This is a genomic window from Neogemmobacter tilapiae (genome assembly GCF_014652215.1).
Classification (GTDB): domain Bacteria; phylum Pseudomonadota; class Alphaproteobacteria; order Rhodobacterales; family Rhodobacteraceae; genus Neogemmobacter; species Neogemmobacter tilapiae.
Genome location: NZ_BMYJ01000010.1, coordinates 1 through 18029, shown reverse-complemented (window position 1 = coordinate 18029; position 18029 = coordinate 1). Strand labels below are relative to the sequence as shown.

Here is an 18029-nt window from a genome sequence, read left to right as displayed (position 1 = left end):
CCAATCACAAGTCTGGGGGAAAGTGATGCAAACTCGGCTGCGGCTGTTGATGGGCGCCACCGCGCTTTTGTACATCGGGCCGCTTTTGGCCGGACTGGCGGGGCATGGCTGGCTTATGGTTCCAGTTTTTACCGCCATCTTCGTGCTTTGGCTTTTCATCATGCGCCCCTCGAACTGGCCACGTGACCCCCACGCCTGGGAAAAAAGCGACACCTGGATTCGCGCGACCGCCCAGACAGCCGCCCAAGCGCTCCTCGTGGCGGTCTGTATGGCCATCGGCAGCGGTATGGCAGGAATCGCCGCTCTGAACGTTTCGATGCCGACAATGTTGCCCTTGATCATTTCCTTCATGGCTTTGCCGATCTCGCGCCTGATCTGGGATCCCAGCGATGAAACCCGCTTTGGTGGTTTGGTGAACGAGGCTTTGGGCAAGATCGGTGTGCCGACCGTCCTTTCGGACGAAGCCGAGATTGAACTGGCCGACGAACTGACCGCCCCCCTTGCAAAACTGCCCGACAGCACCAAACCCAGCGTGGTGGAAAACCATCTTAGGGCGATGTCCGACCATGTCGGGGCGCGGCCTTTGCTGAAAAGCCTGACATCGCAAATCAAATCATCCGACGCGCCAATGGCGACGCGCATAGCCTTTATTCTCCGTGCCACCGATCCGGCACAGGTGCTGCGCGACATGCCCATTCCGGCCCCGGCCCAGGCCTTTGCTTTGGCCAAGGGGGATCATGGGCTGATGGAACTGTTCCTGACCCGCAGTTTGCCCCTGATGCGCCAGCATAAGACACTCTGGTCCAGCTTTCCGCAGGCCGAAGACATTGTCAGCGCCACGGGGGAACATGCAAACCACGCCGGGCCCTTGCTGGAACTGGCTGATCTGATCGAAAAGGCCAAGCCGCGGCGGGTCGCCCGCTAGCGGGGGCTTTGCGGCGGGGCGTGTTTCCTTGTATGGCCCGGTCATGACCGAAGACAACACCCCGCCCTCCCCGCAAAAATCGCATGGCCGTCTGGCCATCCGCGTTTCAGCCCAGCCGCGCGACCTGATGGCCGATGTGCGCGTCAAGGATGCCTGGACGGCACGGATAATCACCCTGTTCCCCGAGGCTTTCCCCGGCATTCTGGGCCTGTCGCTGACTGGCAAGGCGCTGGATATGGGCCGCTGGGCGCTGGACACCATTGATCTGCGGACTTTTGGCGAAGGCAAGCACCGCAATGTCGATGACACCCCCGCCGGGGGCGGCGCGGGTATGGTTCTGCGGCCCGATGTCGTGGCCCGCGCGCTGGATCAGGCCGCCATTGACACGCCCGCCGACCGCGCCCTTTGGCCCGTCGTCTATCTGTCCCCGCGTGGGGCCCCCTTTACCCAGGCCAAGGCCCGCCAATGGGCGGGGGCCAAGGGGCTGACCCTCCTTTGCGGTCGGTTCGAAGGCGTCGATCAGCGGGTTCTTGATGCCTATGGCATCGAAGAGGTCTCCTTGGGCGATTTTGTCCTGACCGGCGGTGAACTGGCCGCCCAGGCCATGCTGGATGCCACCATCCGCCTGCTGCCCGGCGTTCTGGGCAATCAGGCCTCGACCGAAGAGGAAAGCTTTTCGGCGGGGCTGCTGGAATATCCGCAATACACCAGACCCCAGACATGGGAAGGCCGCGATATCCCCGAAGTGTTGACCTCGGGCAACCATGGGGCCGTCGAAAAATGGCGCCGGGCGGAATCGGAACGGATCACCCGCGCACGGCGGCCCGACCTTTGGGCCAGACGCGGGCAGGATCAGGACTGACGCGCCGCCCGCAGGGCCACCGACATCCCCGCCGCCAGAACCAGCGCCATGCCCGCAATCGACAGGGCATCGGGCAGATGGTCGAACACCAGCCAACCCAAAAGCCCCGCCCAAACCAGATGCACATAGTTGATCGGGGCCAGCAGCGCCGCAGGGGCCTCGCGGAAGGCTGCCGTGAACAGGAAATGTCCCCCCGTCGCCAGACAGCCCAGCAGCAGGATCAACCCCGCATCCCCCGCCCCCGGCAACACCGCAGGCCAATCGGCCAAAGCCATCCCCACAAAGATCACCGACCCCACCAGCGCCACATGGAACAGCATCGCCATCGTCGTCTCGCTGCGGGTCAGCATTCGTGTCGTCAGCATATAACCCGTCGCCAGCCCTGCATTCGCCAAGGCCCAGATGACACCCACCGGGTCCAACCCTGACCCTGGCCGCAGAATCAGCAGCACACCGCAAAAGGCCACGCCTGCCCCCACCCACGCCGCCCCCGGCACCCTTTCCCCCAACACCGGCCCCGAGGCCAGCATCAGCAGGAATGGCGCCAGATAGGAAATCGTCACCGCCTCGCCCACCGGCATCAGCCGCAGCGCATGGCCCATCGTCAAGGACGCCATCGCCAGAATTCCACCCCGCAGCAGCACCAGACCCGTCCGCCGCGTCTGCCAAAGCCCCGCCCCATGCCGCGGCGCCATGATCACCAAAAGCAGCGACAGGTTCACCAGATACCGCCCCGCCTGCACAAAGGGCACCGGATAAAGCGTCATCAGATGCTTGCCCACCACATCCGACAGCGCGAACAGAAACACCGCCAGCGACACCAGCGCCACGCCCATCAGGGGCCGCCCTGCCTGATCCATCCCAACCATCCTTTGAAAGCCTGCCCTTGTCGCGCTTTGCCCTGCCCCCTGCAACCCCTCTTGACCCGTGCCCCCACCCGACCTATACGCCCACGGTCCGGGGTCGAAAGGCCCGTCGGACCCGATTCCCTTTGCCGGACCCGCAACCTTTGGCGGGAACAGATGGAAAGGGGCGGTCGATCAAAGCAGGCCACAACTCTGGCGGACTCGCACTGCGGGGATCCGGTCAAGGACCAGAAGCAATGCGGCGGCATCACCTTTGCGGAACCACCGCAAGCATATGTAGGAGAAGCGCATGAACCTCATCGCGCAGATCGAAGCCGAGCAGATTGCCGCGCTTGGCAAGAATATCCCCGACTTCAAGGCCGGCGACACCGTTCGCGTCGGTTTCAAAGTGACCGAAGGCAGCCGCTCGCGCGTGCAGAACTATGAAGGCGTCGTGATCAGCCGCAAGGGCGGTCTGACCATTTCGGCCTCGTTCACCGTCCGCAAGATTTCCTTCGGTGAAGGCGTGGAACGCGTGTTCCCGCTCTATTCGACCAACATCGACTCGATCGAGGTTGTGCGTCGTGGCCGTGTCCGCCGTGCGAAACTTTACTACCTCCGCACCCGTCGCGGCAAATCGGCCCGTATCGCCGAAGTCACCAATTACAAAGCCAAAGACGCCGAATAAGGACCGGAACGATGAAAAAAGACATCCATCCCGATTACCACCTGATCGACGTCAAGATGACCGACGGCACGATCTTTCAAACCAAAACCACTTGGGGCAAAGAGGGCGACCAGATGGCGCTCGACATCGACCCGCTGGCCCACCCCGCCTGGACCGGCCAGACCGCCAAACTGATGGACACCGGCGGCCGCGTGTCGAAGTTCAAGAACAAATACGAAGGTCTGGGTTTCTGATCCAACCCTTCGCGGAAAGAAAAGGGCGCAACGCAGGTTGCGCCCTTTTTCATCCAGTCGCTGATGCGATTGACTCACGCAAAAATTGTCGGACTATCTGCCCATGCAGACAGATGTTGATCTCGACAGTTTTTATGTGGCGCAGAAGGAACTGGCCATCAATCCTGATTGGGTTGTGACCGCGCGCAAGGATTATGCTGATCTTGTATCCCCTCTAGACATTGATGGCGTAACAATGGCCGGTTTGGCCTTCCGGGCAAGGGCGCGAATTGAACTACCGGATCGACAAGTTGCCTTTCAGCTGGAGTATTCCCCGTCGACCTCGCAGCCCAAGGGGGGACCGATTTGCCGACTGGATTGGCGTCCATTTCAAGCGCATAATAACAAGAATTGCGGGCCGCCCGAATATAGGATGATCGCCATCAGGGGTACGCATCTTCATGACTTCCATCTCAATTGGGCCTACTCCCCGAAACGTGTTCGGAACGGTATCCTGGATATCGCGGTTCCGGTCGCGGACATGCCCTTTGAAAAGGCCCTTGAGTTTGTTGAAAAACAATTTAGAATCAAGGGCGTGGCATTGCTGCCACCACCTCCTTGGTCGGCCCGACTGATATGAACGCCACGCTACAAGAAGCCCATGTGATTCAAGACTTTGTGCGCGCCGCCGTTGCACGGCTTGTCAGCGTAGAAAGTGTTGCTGGGGCGCATTTCGTGACGACTCCCCTGATGTATGCCAGCGGGGGATATGTCGTTGTCCGCATCGAACAGAACGGTGAAAATTTCTTTGTATCCGACTTCGGGGCGGGTTTCGAAGAGGCCCTGCTGATGGGCGGTGAAGGGATCTATCGTCGGCAGGCCAAGACCATCGCAGAAACGGTGGGCATCAGCTTCGATGATGCCGCCTTTTTCTTTCTGACGGCGAACAAGGATCAACTGATAGGGGCAGTCGCCGTGATCGCAAACGCTTCGCAAGAAGCAGTCAATCTCACTGCGATGAGAATCGCAGAACGCAGGCATAAGGATAACTCGGAACTTCTGATCGAGCGTCTGCGATCCGTCTATGATCCGAAATTTGTGGCGAGGGATGTCGAAATCGTCGGTGCTTCAAATACGAAATGGCATCTGACATCTGTTGTAACAGTCAAAGAGCGTAAACTCGTTTTCGAAGCAGTCAGCGAGCATAAGAATTCCGTCATTTACGCAGCGGCAAAATTTGGTGATCTGGCAAGGCTAGAAAATGCGCCCGGTCGTGTGGCAGTGGTCGTCGACAAAAAAGCGCTCGGCACCTATCTTGGTGTTCTTTCGCATAATGCCAACGTAATTGAGCAGAGTGTTTCGGATCAGGTCTATCAGAGGCTCCTTGAACGAGCGGCTTGAAATAGCGTTACCCCTTGCGCCCTCATCGGCCAACAGATAGCCCCTTGGCGCAACGGGCCTGCCAGCCCATGAATTCCATGCGCGGGGGAAGATTTGGCGCATATTATCGTTGTCGGGAATGAAAAGGGTGGCTCGGGCAAGTCGACCACCTCGATGCATGTCGCCACCGCCCTCTTGCGGCTGGGCAAGCGTGTCGGCGCCTTGGACCTTGATCTGCGCCAGCGCAGCTTTGGCCGCTACTTGGAAAACCGCCGCGCCTTTGTCGCCCGTTCGGGGCACAATCTGCCGATGCCGGAATATGTCGACCTCTCCAGCAGCCAAAAGACCGATACGCAGGACGGCGAACGCCTGTCTGCGGCGATGGAGCATCTGGACAGCGCCACTGATTTCATTGTCATCGACTGCCCCGGCAGCCATACGAAACTCAGCCAGATGGCCCATGCCTCGGCCAGCACGCTGATCACCCCCCTCAACGACAGTTTCATTGATTTCGACCTTCTGGCCCGCACCGACCCCGACAGCGGCAAGGTTCTAGGGCCGTCGATCTATGCTGAAATGGTCTGGGCCGCGCGCCAGTCGCGGGCGCAGGCCGGGCTAAAGCCCATCGACTGGATCGTTTTGCGCAACCGGCTTGGCGCGCAAGCGATGAACAACAAGCGCAAGGTGGGCGCGGCGCTGGAAGAATTGTCGCGCCGCATCGGCTTTCGTGTCGCCCCAGGCTTTTCCGAACGGGTGATCTTTCGGGAATTGTTCCCCAAGGGCCTGACCTTGCTGGACCTAAAAGAAACCGGCGAGGGGCAGATGAACATGTCAAACATCGCCGCCCGGCAGGAATTGCGCGACCTGATCCGGGAACTCAGGCTCCCCGACGTGCTGACCGAGTCCTAAAGACCACGCGGCCCGTCACCGGGGCGGGCTGACGGCGGCTCAAGCGGTCCAGGCGACGCGTAAAGGTGTCATTCCCGACGCTTGCCTCGAACAGGGACATCAAAAACCGCATGATCATTACTCCGCTTGTCTTGCCTTCGATGGGTTCAGCTTCTGCGGGAGTCGGGGCAAAACTGCGGCACACGCGGGGATTGTTTGGCGCGTTATCTGGGCAATGTTTCCGGTTGCGGGCTATTCTTCGGGCGGTGGGTCCGACAACTCGGTTTCAAGGAAACGTTCAAAGGCCTCAAGGTTAACCGGCTCGAATTGGCCAAAGCCCTGCATCCAGACCGAAGCGGCCCGCAGGGAATCGGGTTCCAACTTGCACCAGATGACCCGCCCGCGCTTCTCACGCGTGATCAGTCCCGCGTCGGCCAAAACGTTCAGATGTTTGGATATGGCGGCCAGCGACATGGCAAAGGGGGCGGCAACATCGGTCACGGCCATGTCATCCTCCAACAGCATCGCCAGAATGGCGCGGCGGGTAGGGTCGGCCAAGGCGGCAAAGGCGGTGTCGAGGGCGGCATCCATGGCCCTGCTTTGCCCTTTTGCGGGCAAACCGTCAACCGGATGGTTGAATATGGGCTGGGCCGCGCCCGGATGGCCGGTAATGTCGGGCTACATAATTTATAATTTTAAATCATATACTTAATTGGCTTTCTCCGCATGAAATGCCGCCTTGACTCCTGCCCCCCTCGCACCTAGTTTGCCCGCGAATTCCACGGGGTTCTGACCATGACCGATGATGCGACCCGCGCCCAGCTCGAGCGGCTTGAGGAGCGGTTGACCAAGGTCAAAGCGGCCAACACGCCGCCGCCCCGCGCGGAAAAGGATTTTCGTCAGGCCAACCTGGCCTGGCGGATGGTGATCGAGTTGGTGGCCGGTCTGATGATCGGCTTTGGCATCGGTTTCGGTTTGGACAAGGTCTTGGGGACCATGCCGCTGTTTCTGGTGCTGTTCATTCTGGCGGGCCTTGCGGCAGGGATAAAGACCATGCTGCGTTCGGCCCGTGAAGTGCAGAGAAGAGAGGTCGCCAAGGCGGCCGGTGAAGGGGAAGACAATGGCGGGTGAAGCGCACGAGGAAGGCGGACTGGTTTTCCATCCTCTGGACCAGTTCCAGATCAAGCCGCTGTTCGGCGATGGTCCGATCCACTGGTATACGCCGACCAACGTGACCCTCTGGCTGGGCCTTTGCGTGCTGGTCGTGGTTGCCCTGTTCGTTTTCGGCACCCGTGGCCGCGCTGTCATTCCGGGCCGCATCCAGTCGATGGCGGAAATGGCCTATGGCATGGTCTACAAGATGGTCGAGGAAATCGCGGGGCATGACGGAGTGAAATACTTCCCCATGATCATGACCCTTTTCGTCTTCATCCTGTTCGCCAACATGCTGGGCCTCTTGCCCATGTCCTTTACACCCACCTCGCATATCGCGGTGACGGCGGTTCTGGGCTTTGGCGTCTTTATCTTCGTCACCCTGCTGGGCCTGATCAAACACGGCACCCATTTTCTGGGCCTGTTCTGGATGTCCGATGCGCCGCTGATCCTGCGCCCCATCATCGCGGTGATCGAGGTGATCAGCTACTTCGTCCGTCCGGTCAGCCATTCCATTCGTCTGGCCGGCAACATCATGGCCGGTCACGCCATGATCAAGGTTTTCGCAGGCTTTGCAGCAGTCACGCTGATCAGCCCGCTGGCGATCTTTGGCATCGCCGCCGTCTATGGGCTGGAGGTGCTGGTCGCCTTTATTCAGGCCTATGTCTTCACCATCCTGACCTGTGTCTATCTGAAAGACGCCCTGCATCCGGGCCACTGACCAGCGTCAATACGAACAACCGAAACACATCAGAATACCATCCAAGGAGAGAAATCATGGAAGGCGAAATCGCAAACCTGGGTCAGTTCATCGGTGCCGGTCTGGCCGCCATCGGTTCGGGCGTGGCCGCTATGGGGGTCGGCAACGTGGCTGCCAACTTCCTCGCCGGTGCCCTGCGCAACCCGTCGGCTGCTGCCTCGCAAACCGCGACGCTGTTCATCGGCCTGGCCTTTGCCGAAGCTCTGGGGATCTTCTCGTTCCTCGTCGCTTTGCTGCTGATGTTCGCGGTCTGATCCGGAATTCGAATCCTGTATCTGGACAGCGGCATCCTAACCGGGTGCCGCTGATCCGCTAAACGGATCCGAAGGAGGACAACGTGGCAACTGAGACAACAGTGGCGGAACACGGGGCCGAGGCCGCGAAAGCGGGCATTCCGCAACTTGAGTTCGCCCATTTCCCGAACCAGATCTTCTGGCTTCTGGTGGCGCTGGTCGTCATCTATGTCGTGCTGTCGCGCATCGCGCTGCCGCGCATCGGGGCGGTTCTGGCCGAACGTCGTGGCACGATCACCAATGATCTGGCGGCGGCCGAAGAGCTGAAGCAAAAAGCCCGCGACGCGGAAAAAGCCTACAACGACGCGCTGGCAACCGCGCGGAGCGAAGCGGCAAAAATCGTGGCCGAAGCGAAAGCTGAAATCCAGAAAGATCTGGATGCGGCGACAGCCAAGGCCGATGCCGAAATCGCGGCCAAGACGGCGGAATCGGAAAAGGTCATCGGCGAAATCCGGGCCGGCGCGCTGCAAAGCGTGACCGAAGTGGCCGGCGCAACCGCGCAAGAACTGGTTTCGGTTCTGGGTGGCAATGCCGATGCGGCCTCTATTCAGGCAGCGGTTGCTGCCCGACTGAAAGGGTAATCTGATGAACAAGCTGATCCTTTCGACGGCCGCAACGCTGATGGCAAGCCCGGCCTTTGCGGCCACCGGCCCCTTCTTTTCGCTGCGCAACACCGACTTCGTGGTGCTGCTGGCCTTCCTTCTGTTCGTGGGCATCCTTGTCTACATGAAGGTGCCGGGCAAGGTCACGGGCATGCTGGATGCGCGGGCCGAGCAGATCAAAGCAGAACTGGCCGAAGCCCGCGCCCTGCGGGAAGAGGCCAAGGAGCTTTTGGGTTCCTACGACCGCAAGGCGCGTGAAGTGCAAGAGCAATCGGCACGGATCGTAGCTTCGGCCAAGGAAGAGGCGATGGCCGCTGCGGCGCAAGCCAAGGAAGAGCTGAAGGTTTCGATTGCCCGCCGTCTGGCGGCGGCAACCGACCGGATCGCCAGCGCCGAGGCGGCGGCGGTGCGGGAAGTGCGCGAGAAAGCGGTGAACGTGGCCGTGGCTGCGGCGACCGAGGTTCTGGCGGCACAGGCCACCAAGGAAAAAGCGCAATCGTCGATTGACGATGCGATCATCCAGGTGGCGGCCCGCCTTCACTAAAAGCGTCTTCACTAAAAGCGACACAGACCAAAGCAAAAGGGCAGGCGTTTCGCCTGCCCTTTTCCTTGCGTATCGCCCGTTCAGCGGGTCGGGCGGATGATGATTTCCACGCGCCGGTTCTGCGCCCGCCCCTCGGGCGTCAGGTTCGATGCGACAGGCTGTGCCTCGCCCCGGCCATAGGCCCCCACACGGCCCCCGGCCACGCCATTGGCCCGCAGCACGCCCGCCACGGCCAAAGCGCGGCGTTCGGACAGATCTTGGTTATAGGCCGCCGTGCCGGAGTTGTCGGCATGGCCGATCACCTCGATCGTCGAATTCGGATAGCGGTTCAGGTTCGCCGCCACGGCTGCAAGGCTCGATTGCAGATCCGGGCGCAGCGCGGCGCTGTCAGTCGCGAACAGCACGTCCTGCGGCATGTTCACGATCAGATAGTCACCCATATTCGTCACGGTAAAGGCGCTGTTCACCGACCGCAGTTCGGCCGCCTGCTTGTCCAGCCCCGCACCAATGGCGCCACCGGCCAGACCACCCAAGACGGCCCCGGCCAAAGCCTTGTCGGCCTTGTGCTTGTCCGAGGTCATCGCCCCCAAAGCACCGCCGATCAACGCGCCGGTGATCGCACCACCTTTGGCGCGGGCGTTCGGGTCGTTGGAATTGGCATAGGGATCGTTCGAGACGCAGGCCGAAAGGCCCAGAACGCCAGCAAAGGAAAGGATCAGCGGGGTTTTCATCATGATGTGGCTCGTGCCCAATGTTGTTGCCGGCCTGCATCAGGGCAGGCCATGTCTCAACGTATACCAACCACCTCTGGTTCCCGATAGCCGCAAGGCGAAATGCGCCGCTTTCCGCCGATGCTTGCCCAAGGGCGCGGGCTTTGGCAGAAGGAAGATATGCAGCCCCAGATGGACTATAACACGATCCGCGAAGTCTTTCGCCGCTTTCAGGCGGTGGAACCTGAACCCAAGGGCGAATTGCACCATACAAACGCCTTTACCCTGTTGGTGGCGGTGGCCCTGTCGGCGCAGACAACCGACATCGGGGTGAACAAGGCGACTGCCGCGCTGTTCCCCATCGCTGACACGCCAGAAAAGATGCTGGCCTTGGGTGAAGAGGCGCTGACGCAGCACATCAAGACCATCGGCCTGTTCCGCAACAAGGCCAAGAATGTGATCGCCCTGTCGCGCCTGCTGGTCGAACGCTTTAGTGGTCAGGTGCCCAGTTCGCGGGCAGCCTTGGAAAGCCTGCCGGGGGTGGGCCGCAAGACGGCGAATGTGGTGCTGAACATGTGGTGGGGCCATCCGGCACAGGCCGTCGACACGCATATCTTCCGTATCGGCAATCGGACGGGAATTTGTCCGGGCCGCGATGTGGTGGCGGTGGAACGCGCCATCGAAGACAACATTCCCGTCGAATACCAGCATCATGCGCACCACTGGCTAATCCTGCATGGGCGGTATATCTGCCAAGCGCGCAAACCGCGCTGTGCGGATTGCCTGATCAACGACCTTTGTCCGTTCGAGGAGAAGACTGCATGAGCCGCTATCAGGTTGTGGGCATCGGCAATGCCATTGTGGATGTCTTGGCACAGGCCGATGACGTGTTTCTGGACCTGATGGGGATCGAGAAAGGCATCATGCAACTGGTCGAACGCGAAAGGGCGGAAACGCTTTACGCGGCGATGAAGAACCATTCCGAGGTGCCGGGCGGTTCCGTGGCCAACAGCCTGGCCGGGCTAGGGGCCTTGGGCCTTAAGACCGCTTTCATCGGACGGGTGCGGGATGATGCGCTGGGGCGGTTCTATGAAAAGGCCTTGGCCAAGGATGGCACCGATTTCCCGAATGCGCCGGTCGCGGGGGCCGATCTGCCGACCAGCCGTTCGATGATCTTTGTCTCGCCCGATGGTGAGCGGTCGATGAACACCTATCTGGGGATCTCCTCCGAGGTGGGGCCCGAGGATGTGAGCGAGGCCGTGGCGGGCCAGACCGATTGGCTGTTCCTTGAGGGTTATCTGTTCGACAAAGACAAGGGCAAACAGGCCTTCCTCAAGGCCGCGAATGCCTGCCATGCGGGTGGCGGCAAGGCGGGGATTGCGCTGTCAGACCCCTTCTGCGTGGACCGTCACCGCGACGATTTCATTCGGCTGATCAACGAACAGATGGATTTCGTGATCGGCAATGTCCACGAATGGACCTCGCTTTACCAAACCGACGATCTGGATGCCGCCTTGGCCAAAGCACGGGCCGCCTGTGAAACGGTGGTCTGCACCCGTTCGGGCGAAAGCGTGCTGGTTTTCCACGGCGATGAACGCGCCGAGGCGCCCGTCAGCCGCGTCACCCCCGTCGATGCCACCGGCGCGGGCGATCAGTTCGCGGCGGGCTTCCTTTACGGGATGGCCACCGGCCAATCGCTGGAACGCGCCGCCAAAATGGGTGTCATCGCCGCGCGTGAGGTGATCGGCCATGTCGGCGCGCGCCCCCAGTCAGACGTCAAGGCGCTGTTCCGCAGCGCGGGCCTGATCTAAGCTGCCATGCGGCCCATGCAAGGCGGCTTTGATACGACGGATTGCGGCTCTTGCCCTTGACGGGGCTAGATCAGGTTCTTAGGTTCATGGTCCTGTTCAAGCCGCATCCAAGGAGTATGGATCATGGGCGTCGCCACCGTTGCCGTAACCGACCAGACCTTCGACGCCGAAGTGCGCCAGTCGGATGTGCCGGTTGTCGTGGATTTCTGGGCCGAATGGTGCGGCCCCTGCCGCCAGATTGGCCCGGCGCTGGAAGAACTTGCCGCGCAATACGCCGGCAAGATCAAGATCGTGAAGGTCAATGTGGATGAGAACCCGGACAGCCCGGCGCAACTGGGTGTTCGCGGTATCCCTGCCCTCTTCATGTTCAAGGGCGGTGAAGTGATTTCCAACAAGGTCGGCGCTGCGCCCAAAGCCGCGTTGGAAAACTGGATCAAGACGGCGATCTGATTCCCTGCCATTCGGAATGACAGGCGGTCCTTCGGGGCCGCCTTTTCTTTGCGCTTGGTGTCCCGACCAGGTCCCCAGCGCTCTGCGGCAAGATCCGCCCCAATTGACGCGACTTGCCACAGCAGATGCCTTCGGCTGGCCGTTTAATATATTCTATAGTCTAAATATATAATCAATGTCAGTACTATAGAACCAATTTCACGCGTGAAAACCTAGCCCCAGTTGTAATTGAAACTCACCGAAATCCGCTCTTCCTCGGCCATGTTCATCGGCACCTCATGCCGCAGCCAGCTTTCCCACAGCAGGACATCGCCCACCAAAGGCTTCACATAAACAAAGGGCCGCACCGCCTGATCCGCTCCCTTCTTCCGCAGGGGGGCATTCATCATCATCGGCAGGCGCGGGTCTTCCAGTTTCAGGGCACTGGTCCCCTCGGGCATCGAAACATAGGTCGTGCCGGAAATCACCGAATGCGGGTGAATATGGCTGGCATGGGTGCCGCCCTCGGGCAGGATATTGATCCACAGGCTGTCACATTTCAGCTTCTTGCCTTGCAGATCAAACTCCAACGCCTTGCAAAACGCCGCCACATGCTTGTCCAGCGCCTTCGTCAGGTCGGCAAACAAGGGAGACCGCCAGGCCAGATCAGAAAGCGAGGCATAGCTGGTATAGCCGGGATAGCCGTTGTCCTCGCACCACTGCTGCCCCGCCTCGTCATCCTCAGCAAAGGTCTCGCAGGTCCGCTTCAGCTCATCATAATCCACCGGCACCTTCGCCAGATCATTCAAAGCCGCGCGATACAGGCGGGTCACGAAAAGCGTGGAAATCTCGGCCATGGTCTTCTCCCTGTTGAAAAGGCCCCACCGTTTCCGGCGGGGCCTCTATTTGTAGGATGGGCAATCTGCCCATCTTCCTTACCAGTCTTCACGCACCACGACGCGGGTCGTGACCGGCAGTTTCATCGCGCCCAAACGCAGAGCCTCACGCGCGATCACTTCGGCAACGCCGTCGATCTCGAACATGATCCGGCCCGGCTTTACCTTGGCCGCCCAATAGTCGACCGAGCCCTTGCCTTTACCCATCCGCACTTCGACCGGCTTGGCCGAGACCGGAACATCCGGGAAAATCCGGATCCAGACGCGACCTTGGCGTTTCATGTGGCGGGTGATCGCGCGGCGGGCCGCTTCGATCTGACGAGCGGTGACCCGCTCGGGTTCCGTCGCTTTCAGACCATAGGTGCCAAAGTTCAGGTCAAAGCCGCCCTTGGCTTCGCCGCTGATCCGGCCCTTGTGCTGTTTGCGGAACTTCGTCCGTTTCGGTTGCAGCATTTGTCCCTACTCCCTTACGCGCGATCGCGACGAGCGCCGCGCGGTGCGGGGCCGTCCTGGGCTTCGGCCAGCCGGCGGTCATGCGCCTGCGGGTCGTGTTCCAGAATCTCGCCTTTGAAGATCCAGACCTTCACACCGATGATCCCATAAGGCGTTTCCGCCTCGGACAGGGCATAGTCGATGTCAGCCCGCAGCGTGTGCAGCGGAACCCGGCCTTCGCGATACCATTCGGTACGTGCAATTTCAGCGCCGCCAAGACGGCCCGAAACGTTCACCCGAATGCCCAGAGCGCCCATCCGCATCGCGTTCTGCACGCCACGCTTCATGGCACGACGGAACGAAACGCGACGTTCCATCTGCTGTGCAATCGACTCGGCCACCAGCTGAGCATCCATCTCGGGCTTGCGCACTTCGACGATGTTCAGGTGCAGTTCCGACTTGGTGAAGTTCGCCAGCTTTTTGCGCAGACCTTCGATGTCTGCACCTTTCTTGCCGATGATCACGCCCGGACGTGCGGTGTGGATCGTCACCCGGCACTTTTTGTGCGGGCGTTCGATGATCACCTTCGACACGCCAGCCTGCTTGCACTCTTCATGCACGAATTCGCGCATTTTGAGGTCTTCCAGCAGCAGATTGCCGTAGTCCTTGGTGTCCGCATACCAGCGGCTGTCCCAGGTCCGGTTGACCTGTAGGCGCATCCCGATAGGGTTGACCTTCTGACCCATTATGCAGACTCCCCGACTTGCCGCACCTTGATGGTCAGCTCGCTGAACGGTTTCATGATCTTGCCAAAACGGCCACGTGCCCGCGGACGGCCACGCTTCAGCGTCAGGTTCTTGCCGCACCAAGCCTCGGCCACAACGAGTTCATCCACGTCAAGGCCATGGTTGTTCTCGGCATTGGCAATGGCCGATTGCAGGCATTTCAGCACGTCGTTCGCAATGCGGCGCTTGGAGAAGGTGAGGTCGGCAATCGCCTTGTCGACCTTCTTGCCCCGGATCAGACCGGCGACGAGGTTCAGCTTTTGCGGCGAAGTGCGCAGCATGCGCAGCTTGGCCATCGCCTCGTTATCGGCCACGCGGCGCGGATTCTTTTCCTTACCCATGGCTTATTTCCTCTTCGCTTTCTTGTCGGCGGCGTGACCATAGTAGGTCCGCGTCGGCGAATATTCCCCGAATTTCTGACCGATCATTTCCTCGGTCACGTTGACCGGGATATGTTTCTTGCCGTTGTAGACCCCAAAGGTCAGACCAACGAACTGCGGCAGAATCGTCGAACGACGCGACCAGATCTTGATCACTTCGTTCTTGCCCGAATCCTTCGCTTTCTCGGCCTTTTTCAAGACGTAAGAATCGACGAACGGGCCCTTCCAGACTGAACGTGCCATGGCTTAGCGCCCCTTCTTCGCGTGACGCGAACGAACGATATACTTGTCCGTAGCGCGGTTGCTGCGCGTCTTGTTGCCCTTGGTGCCCTTGCCCCAAGGCGTAACCGGGTGACGACCACCCGAGGTCCGGCCTTCACCACCACCATGCGGGTGGTCGATCGGGTTCATCGCAACACCGCGAACGGTCGGGCGGATGCCCATGTGACGACGACGACCGGCTTTACCAAAGTTCTGGTTTGAATTGTCAGGGTTCGACACGGCACCAACGGTCGCCATGCATTCCTGACGGACCATGCGCAGTTCGCCCGACGACAGCCGGATCTGGGCGTAGCCACCGTCACGACCGACGAACTGGGCATAGGTGCCAGCTGCACGGGCCAATTGGCCGCCCTTGCCTGGCTTCAGTTCGACGTTGTGCACGATCGTCCCGATCGGCATCCCCGAGAACGGCATCGCGTTGCCCGGTTTCACGTCAGTCTTGGCGCCGGCGACAACGCTGTCACCCACGGCCAGACGCTGCGGGGCCAGGATATAGGCCAGCTCGCCGTCCGAATATTTCACCAAAGCGATAAAGGCGGTGCGGTTCGGGTCATATTCGATCCGTTCCACAACAGCGGCCATATCCCACTTGCGGCGTTTGAAGTCCACGATGCGGTAAAGACGCTTTGCGCCACCGCCCTTGTGCCACATCGTGACGCGTCCGGTATTGTTCCGTCCGCCGGTTTTCGTAAGACCTTCTGTAAGGCCTTTAACCGGACGTCCTTTCCAAAGCTCCGAACGGTCGATCAGAACCAGCCCACGCTGGCCTGGCGTCGTCGGCTTATACGACTTGAGTGCCATGCTTTCTGTCTTCCGTTTGCTTGCGGAACCTTTTGCGAGGTTCCGGGTGAAGGGCTCCGAAGATCCCAGATAACAAATCACAAAGCCCCGGAGCGAATCCGGGGCCAAGCGACAGGGCGCTGCATAGGGGAAATCCTTGGGCGCGTCCAGTGCGGTTGTATCGGTTTTGCGAAGATTCATTTGGGGGCTAACGCAGCGTCCGGTCGCAACAGCCGCAATGCAAAAGGCCCCCGCCAAAGCAGGGGCCTTTACCAGACGCCTCTGGGGCTTAGAGGCCCGACGAGATGTCGATCGTGTTGCCTTCGACCAAGGTCACATAGGCTTTCTTGCGGTCGGAACGCTCACCGGGACGGCCACGGAAACGCTTGGCTTTGCCCTTGGTGATCGTCGTGTTCACGGCCTTCACCTTCACACCAAAGACGGCCTCAACGGCCTCTTTGATCTGCGGCTTGGTCGCTTCCATCTTCACGTTGAACACCACAGCGCCGTTTTCCGACGCCATCGTGGCTTTTTCTGTGATGACCGGCTTTTTGATCAGGTCGTAATGTTCGGGTTTCGCGCTCATTTCAGACGAGCCTCCAGTGCTTCGATACCCGCTTTCGTGATCACGAGCTGATCACGCTTCAGGATATCATAGACGTTTGCACCCATCGTCGGCAGCACGTCGATACCTTCGACATTGCGTGCGGCCAAAGCGAAGTTTGCGTTGACTTCGGCACCGTCGATGATCAGCACACGCTTCCAGCCCAGTTCCTTGGCGGCTTTGGCCAGCAAGGTGGTTTTGGCTTCGGCCATGACGGCTTGATCCAGAATGATCAGCTCGCCGGCCTTCGCCTTGGCAGAAAGAGCATGGCGCAGACCCAAAGCCCGGAACTTCTTGTTCAGGTCATGCGCATGGCTGCGCGAGATCGGGCCCTTGACCACACCACCGTGGCGGAAGATCGGTGCCTTCTTGGAACCGTGGCGCGCGCCGCCGGTGCCTTTCTGGCGATAGATCTTCTTGGTGGAGTAGGACACTTCGGCACGCGTCAGCACCGAATGGGTGCCAGCTTGGGCACGCGCCCGCTGCCAGCGCACAACACGGTGCAGGATGTCGGCACGCGGTTCCAGCCCGAACAGATCTTCGCTCAGGTCAATCGAACCGGCTTTCTTGCCGTCCAGTTGGATCACATCAAGTTTCACGCTTCACCCCCTTCGACAGCCACTTCGGCTGCCGGAGCTGCTGCAACGGCCGAGCGGATCGCTGCCGGAAGCGGCAGGCCAGCCGGAGCCGCCTTTTTCACCGCATCCTTGATCGTGACCCAGCCACCGGCCGAACCGGGGACTGCGCCTTTGATCATGATCAGGCCACGGTCTGCATCGGTGCGCATGACTTGCAGGTTCTGCGTCGTCACACGAACGGCACCCATATGGCCGGCCATTTTCTTACCTTTGAAGACCTTGCCAGGATCCTGGCATTGGCCCGTCGAACCGTGCGAACGGTGGCTGACCGACACACCGTGGCTGGCCCGCAGACCGCCAAAGTTGTGCCGCTTCATCGCCCCTTGGAACCCCTTACCAATCGAGGTGCCTGCGACGTCGACGAACTGACCCGCCAGATAGTGGTCAGCCGTGATCTCGGCCCCCACATCGATCAAGTTCTCCGGGGAAACCCGGAATTCCGTGATCTTGCGTTTCGGTTCGACATTCGCTTTCGCGAAATGGCCGCGCATGCCAGCGGTGGTCCGCTTGGCCTTCGCCACGCCTGCACCCAGTTGGACGGCGGTATAGCCGTCACGGTCTGCGGTGCGTTGAGCCACGACTTGCAGGCTGTCCAGTTGAAGAACGGTGACAGGAACCTGTTTGCCGTCTTCGAGGAACAACCGGGTCATGCCCAGTTTCTTTGCAATAACGCCAGAGCGCATGGTGATGCCCCCTTACACTTTGATTTCGACGTCCACGCCAGCAGCGAGGTCGAGCTTCATCAGCGCGTCCACGGTCTGCGGGGTGGGGTCAACGATGTCGAGAAGACGCTTGTGCGTGCGGATTTCCCACTGGTCGCGCGACTTTTTGTCAATGTGCGGACCACGGAGAACCGTGAACTTCTCAATCTTGTTCGGCAGCGGAATCGGGCCCCGTACGGTGGCGCCGGTCCGTTTGGCTGTGCTGACGATTTCCTGCGTGCTGGCATCCAGGACGCGGTAATCGAAGGCTTTCAGCCGGATGCGGATAGTCTGGCCTTGCATTTTCATGCCCTTCGTTAGGCGGGATGGGTGTTTCCACCCATCCCACGCGTTCTGGTTACTCGATGATTTTCGACACGACGCCAGCGCCGACGGTGCGGCCGCCTTCGCGGATGGCGAAGCGGAGCTT

The 18029-nt window shown here is 60.4% G+C and carries 29 protein-coding genes; 15 read left to right on the top strand and 14 right to left on the bottom strand.

From position 1 onward, the window contains the following. The first annotated feature begins 25 nt into the window (after positions 1-25). Both IE095_RS14735 and trmD read left to right on the top strand, forming a co-directional pair. Positions 26-925: a hypothetical protein gene (locus tag IE095_RS14735; RefSeq protein ID WP_189412455.1), complete on the top strand. Its 900-nt coding sequence runs from the start codon at positions 26-28 to the stop codon at positions 923-925. 43 nt (positions 926-968) lie between these two features. After that, positions 969-1787, top strand: coding sequence for a tRNA (guanosine(37)-N1)-methyltransferase TrmD (gene trmD / locus IE095_RS14730; RefSeq protein WP_189412452.1), 819 nt, complete (start codon positions 969-971; stop codon positions 1785-1787). Here trmD and IE095_RS14725 read toward each other — a convergent pair. Further along, the gene (locus tag IE095_RS14725) at positions 1778-2647 is read right to left on the bottom strand and encodes a DMT family transporter (RefSeq protein ID WP_229804824.1); all 870 of its coding nucleotides are present in this window, start codon (positions 2645-2647) and stop codon (positions 1778-1780) included. The two genes, trmD and IE095_RS14725, sit on opposite strands and share 10 nt — an antisense overlap. Before the next feature lie 295 nt (positions 2648-2942). On the opposite strand from IE095_RS14725, the gene rplS reads away from it, so the two are divergent. The 5 genes from rplS to IE095_RS14700 all read left to right on the top strand — a co-directional run bounded on the left by rplS (position 2943) and on the right by IE095_RS14700 (position 5821). Further along, positions 2943-3320 (top strand): 50S ribosomal protein L19, encoded by a 378-nt coding sequence (rplS, locus tag IE095_RS14720; protein WP_189412447.1) that lies wholly within the window; start codon positions 2943-2945, stop codon positions 3318-3320. A gap of 11 nt (positions 3321-3331) precedes the next feature. Continuing rightward, positions 3332-3553, top strand: a complete 222-nt coding sequence (rpmE, locus tag IE095_RS14715; RefSeq protein WP_189412445.1) for a 50S ribosomal protein L31 — start codon at positions 3332-3334, stop codon at positions 3551-3553. A gap of 85 nt (positions 3554-3638) precedes the next feature. After that, positions 3639-4172 (top strand): hypothetical protein, encoded by a 534-nt coding sequence (locus tag IE095_RS14710; protein WP_189412444.1) that lies wholly within the window; start codon positions 3639-3641, stop codon positions 4170-4172. Next, positions 4169-4933 (top strand): hypothetical protein, encoded by a 765-nt coding sequence (locus tag IE095_RS14705; protein ID WP_189412443.1) that lies wholly within the window; start codon positions 4169-4171, stop codon positions 4931-4933. The genes IE095_RS14710 and IE095_RS14705 overlap by 4 nt, the downstream gene beginning before the upstream one ends. A 93-nt stretch (positions 4934-5026) precedes the next feature. Beyond that, positions 5027-5821: a division plane positioning ATPase MipZ gene (locus IE095_RS14700; RefSeq protein WP_189412442.1), complete on the top strand. Its 795-nt coding sequence runs from the start codon at positions 5027-5029 to the stop codon at positions 5819-5821. A gap of 231 nt (positions 5822-6052) precedes the next feature. Here the strand turns inward: IE095_RS14700 and IE095_RS14695 are convergent, their stop codons facing one another. Beyond that, the gene (locus tag IE095_RS14695) at positions 6053-6391 is read right to left on the bottom strand and encodes an ArsR/SmtB family transcription factor (protein WP_189412441.1); all 339 of its coding nucleotides are present in this window, start codon (positions 6389-6391) and stop codon (positions 6053-6055) included. Positions 6392-6595: 204 nt separating this feature from the next. On the opposite strand from IE095_RS14695, the gene IE095_RS14690 reads away from it, so the two are divergent. The 5 genes from IE095_RS14690 (at position 6596) to IE095_RS14670 (ending at position 9151) form a co-directional block, all read left to right on the top strand. Next, complete coding sequence (locus IE095_RS14690; protein WP_189412440.1) at positions 6596-6931, top strand: AtpZ/AtpI family protein; 336 nt, start codon at positions 6596-6598, stop codon at positions 6929-6931. Continuing rightward, positions 6921-7673, top strand: a complete 753-nt coding sequence (locus IE095_RS14685; protein ID WP_189412439.1) for a F0F1 ATP synthase subunit A — start codon at positions 6921-6923, stop codon at positions 7671-7673. Before IE095_RS14690 ends, IE095_RS14685 begins: the two co-directional genes overlap by 11 nt. Before the next feature lie 56 nt (positions 7674-7729). After that, the gene (locus IE095_RS14680; protein ID WP_189412437.1) at positions 7730-7966 is read left to right on the top strand and encodes a F0F1 ATP synthase subunit C; all 237 of its coding nucleotides are present in this window, start codon (positions 7730-7732) and stop codon (positions 7964-7966) included. An 83-nt stretch (positions 7967-8049) separates the two neighbouring features. Continuing rightward, a complete protein-coding gene (locus tag IE095_RS14675; RefSeq protein ID WP_189412435.1) occupies positions 8050-8586 on the top strand; it encodes a F0F1 ATP synthase subunit B' in 537 nt (178 codons plus the stop codon). Between the two features lie 4 nt (positions 8587-8590). Next, positions 8591-9151 carry a F0F1 ATP synthase subunit B gene (locus IE095_RS14670; protein WP_189412434.1) on the top strand — a complete coding sequence of 187 codons (561 nt, stop codon included), beginning with the start codon at positions 8591-8593 and terminating at the stop codon, positions 9149-9151. A gap of 80 nt (positions 9152-9231) precedes the next feature. Here the strand turns inward: IE095_RS14670 and IE095_RS14665 are convergent, their stop codons facing one another. After that, positions 9232-9885: a YiaD family glycine zipper/OmpA-like lipoprotein gene (locus IE095_RS14665; protein WP_189412433.1), complete on the bottom strand. Its 654-nt coding sequence runs from the start codon at positions 9883-9885 to the stop codon at positions 9232-9234. 156 nt (positions 9886-10041) lie between these two features. Here IE095_RS14665 and nth point away from each other — a divergent pair, with 156 nt between their 5' ends. From nth to trxA, 3 genes are all read left to right on the top strand, one after another. Beyond that, the gene (gene nth, locus IE095_RS14660) at positions 10042-10686 is read left to right on the top strand and encodes an endonuclease III (RefSeq protein WP_189412432.1); all 645 of its coding nucleotides are present in this window, start codon (positions 10042-10044) and stop codon (positions 10684-10686) included. Then, positions 10683-11672: an adenosine kinase gene (locus IE095_RS14655; protein WP_189412431.1), complete on the top strand. Its 990-nt coding sequence runs from the start codon at positions 10683-10685 to the stop codon at positions 11670-11672. The genes nth and IE095_RS14655 overlap by 4 nt, the downstream gene beginning before the upstream one ends. Before the next feature lie 123 nt (positions 11673-11795). Continuing rightward, positions 11796-12122, top strand: coding sequence for a thioredoxin (gene trxA / locus IE095_RS14650; RefSeq protein ID WP_189412430.1), 327 nt, complete (start codon positions 11796-11798; stop codon positions 12120-12122). Positions 12123-12334: 212 nt separating this feature from the next. Here the strand turns inward: trxA and IE095_RS14645 are convergent, their stop codons facing one another. The 11 genes from IE095_RS14645 to IE095_RS14595 all read right to left on the bottom strand — a co-directional run. Further along, a complete protein-coding gene (locus IE095_RS14645) occupies positions 12335-12958 on the bottom strand; it encodes a TIGR02466 family protein (protein ID WP_189412429.1) in 624 nt (207 codons plus the stop codon). 78 nt (positions 12959-13036) lie between these two features. Beyond that, positions 13037-13450 (bottom strand): 50S ribosomal protein L16, encoded by a 414-nt coding sequence (gene rplP, locus IE095_RS14640; protein WP_189412427.1) that lies wholly within the window; start codon positions 13448-13450, stop codon positions 13037-13039. A 14-nt stretch (positions 13451-13464) separates the two neighbouring features. Further along, the gene (gene rpsC, locus IE095_RS14635; RefSeq protein WP_189412425.1) at positions 13465-14175 is read right to left on the bottom strand and encodes a 30S ribosomal protein S3; all 711 of its coding nucleotides are present in this window, start codon (positions 14173-14175) and stop codon (positions 13465-13467) included. Continuing rightward, the gene (gene rplV / locus IE095_RS14630) at positions 14175-14555 is read right to left on the bottom strand and encodes a 50S ribosomal protein L22 (RefSeq protein ID WP_189412423.1); all 381 of its coding nucleotides are present in this window, start codon (positions 14553-14555) and stop codon (positions 14175-14177) included. Before rplV ends, rpsC begins: the two co-directional genes overlap by 1 nt. 3 nt (positions 14556-14558) lie before the next feature. Then, positions 14559-14837 (bottom strand): 30S ribosomal protein S19, encoded by a 279-nt coding sequence (gene rpsS / locus IE095_RS14625; protein WP_189412422.1) that lies wholly within the window; start codon positions 14835-14837, stop codon positions 14559-14561. Positions 14838-14840: 3 nt separating this feature from the next. Further along, positions 14841-15677 carry a 50S ribosomal protein L2 gene (rplB, locus tag IE095_RS14620; RefSeq protein WP_189412421.1) on the bottom strand — a complete coding sequence of 279 codons (837 nt, stop codon included), beginning with the start codon at positions 15675-15677 and terminating at the stop codon, positions 14841-14843. Positions 15678-15945: 268 nt separating this feature from the next. Beyond that, positions 15946-16242: a 50S ribosomal protein L23 gene (locus IE095_RS14615; RefSeq protein ID WP_189412419.1), complete on the bottom strand. Its 297-nt coding sequence runs from the start codon at positions 16240-16242 to the stop codon at positions 15946-15948. Then, on the bottom strand, positions 16239-16859 hold the full coding sequence (rplD, locus tag IE095_RS14610; protein ID WP_189412418.1) for a 50S ribosomal protein L4: 621 nt from the start codon (positions 16857-16859) through the stop codon (positions 16239-16241). The genes IE095_RS14615 and rplD overlap by 4 nt, the downstream gene beginning before the upstream one ends. Continuing rightward, positions 16856-17581, bottom strand: coding sequence for a 50S ribosomal protein L3 (gene rplC, locus IE095_RS14605; RefSeq protein WP_189412417.1), 726 nt, complete (start codon positions 17579-17581; stop codon positions 16856-16858). Before rplC ends, rplD begins: the two co-directional genes overlap by 4 nt. A 12-nt stretch (positions 17582-17593) precedes the next feature. Beyond that, positions 17594-17902, bottom strand: a complete 309-nt coding sequence (rpsJ, locus tag IE095_RS14600) for a 30S ribosomal protein S10 (protein ID WP_164626364.1) — start codon at positions 17900-17902, stop codon at positions 17594-17596. Positions 17903-17957: 55 nt separating this feature from the next. Then, on the bottom strand, positions 17958-18029 hold a 72-nt coding region (locus IE095_RS14595; protein ID WP_229804698.1), incomplete at its 5' end, for an EF-Tu C-terminal domain-related protein.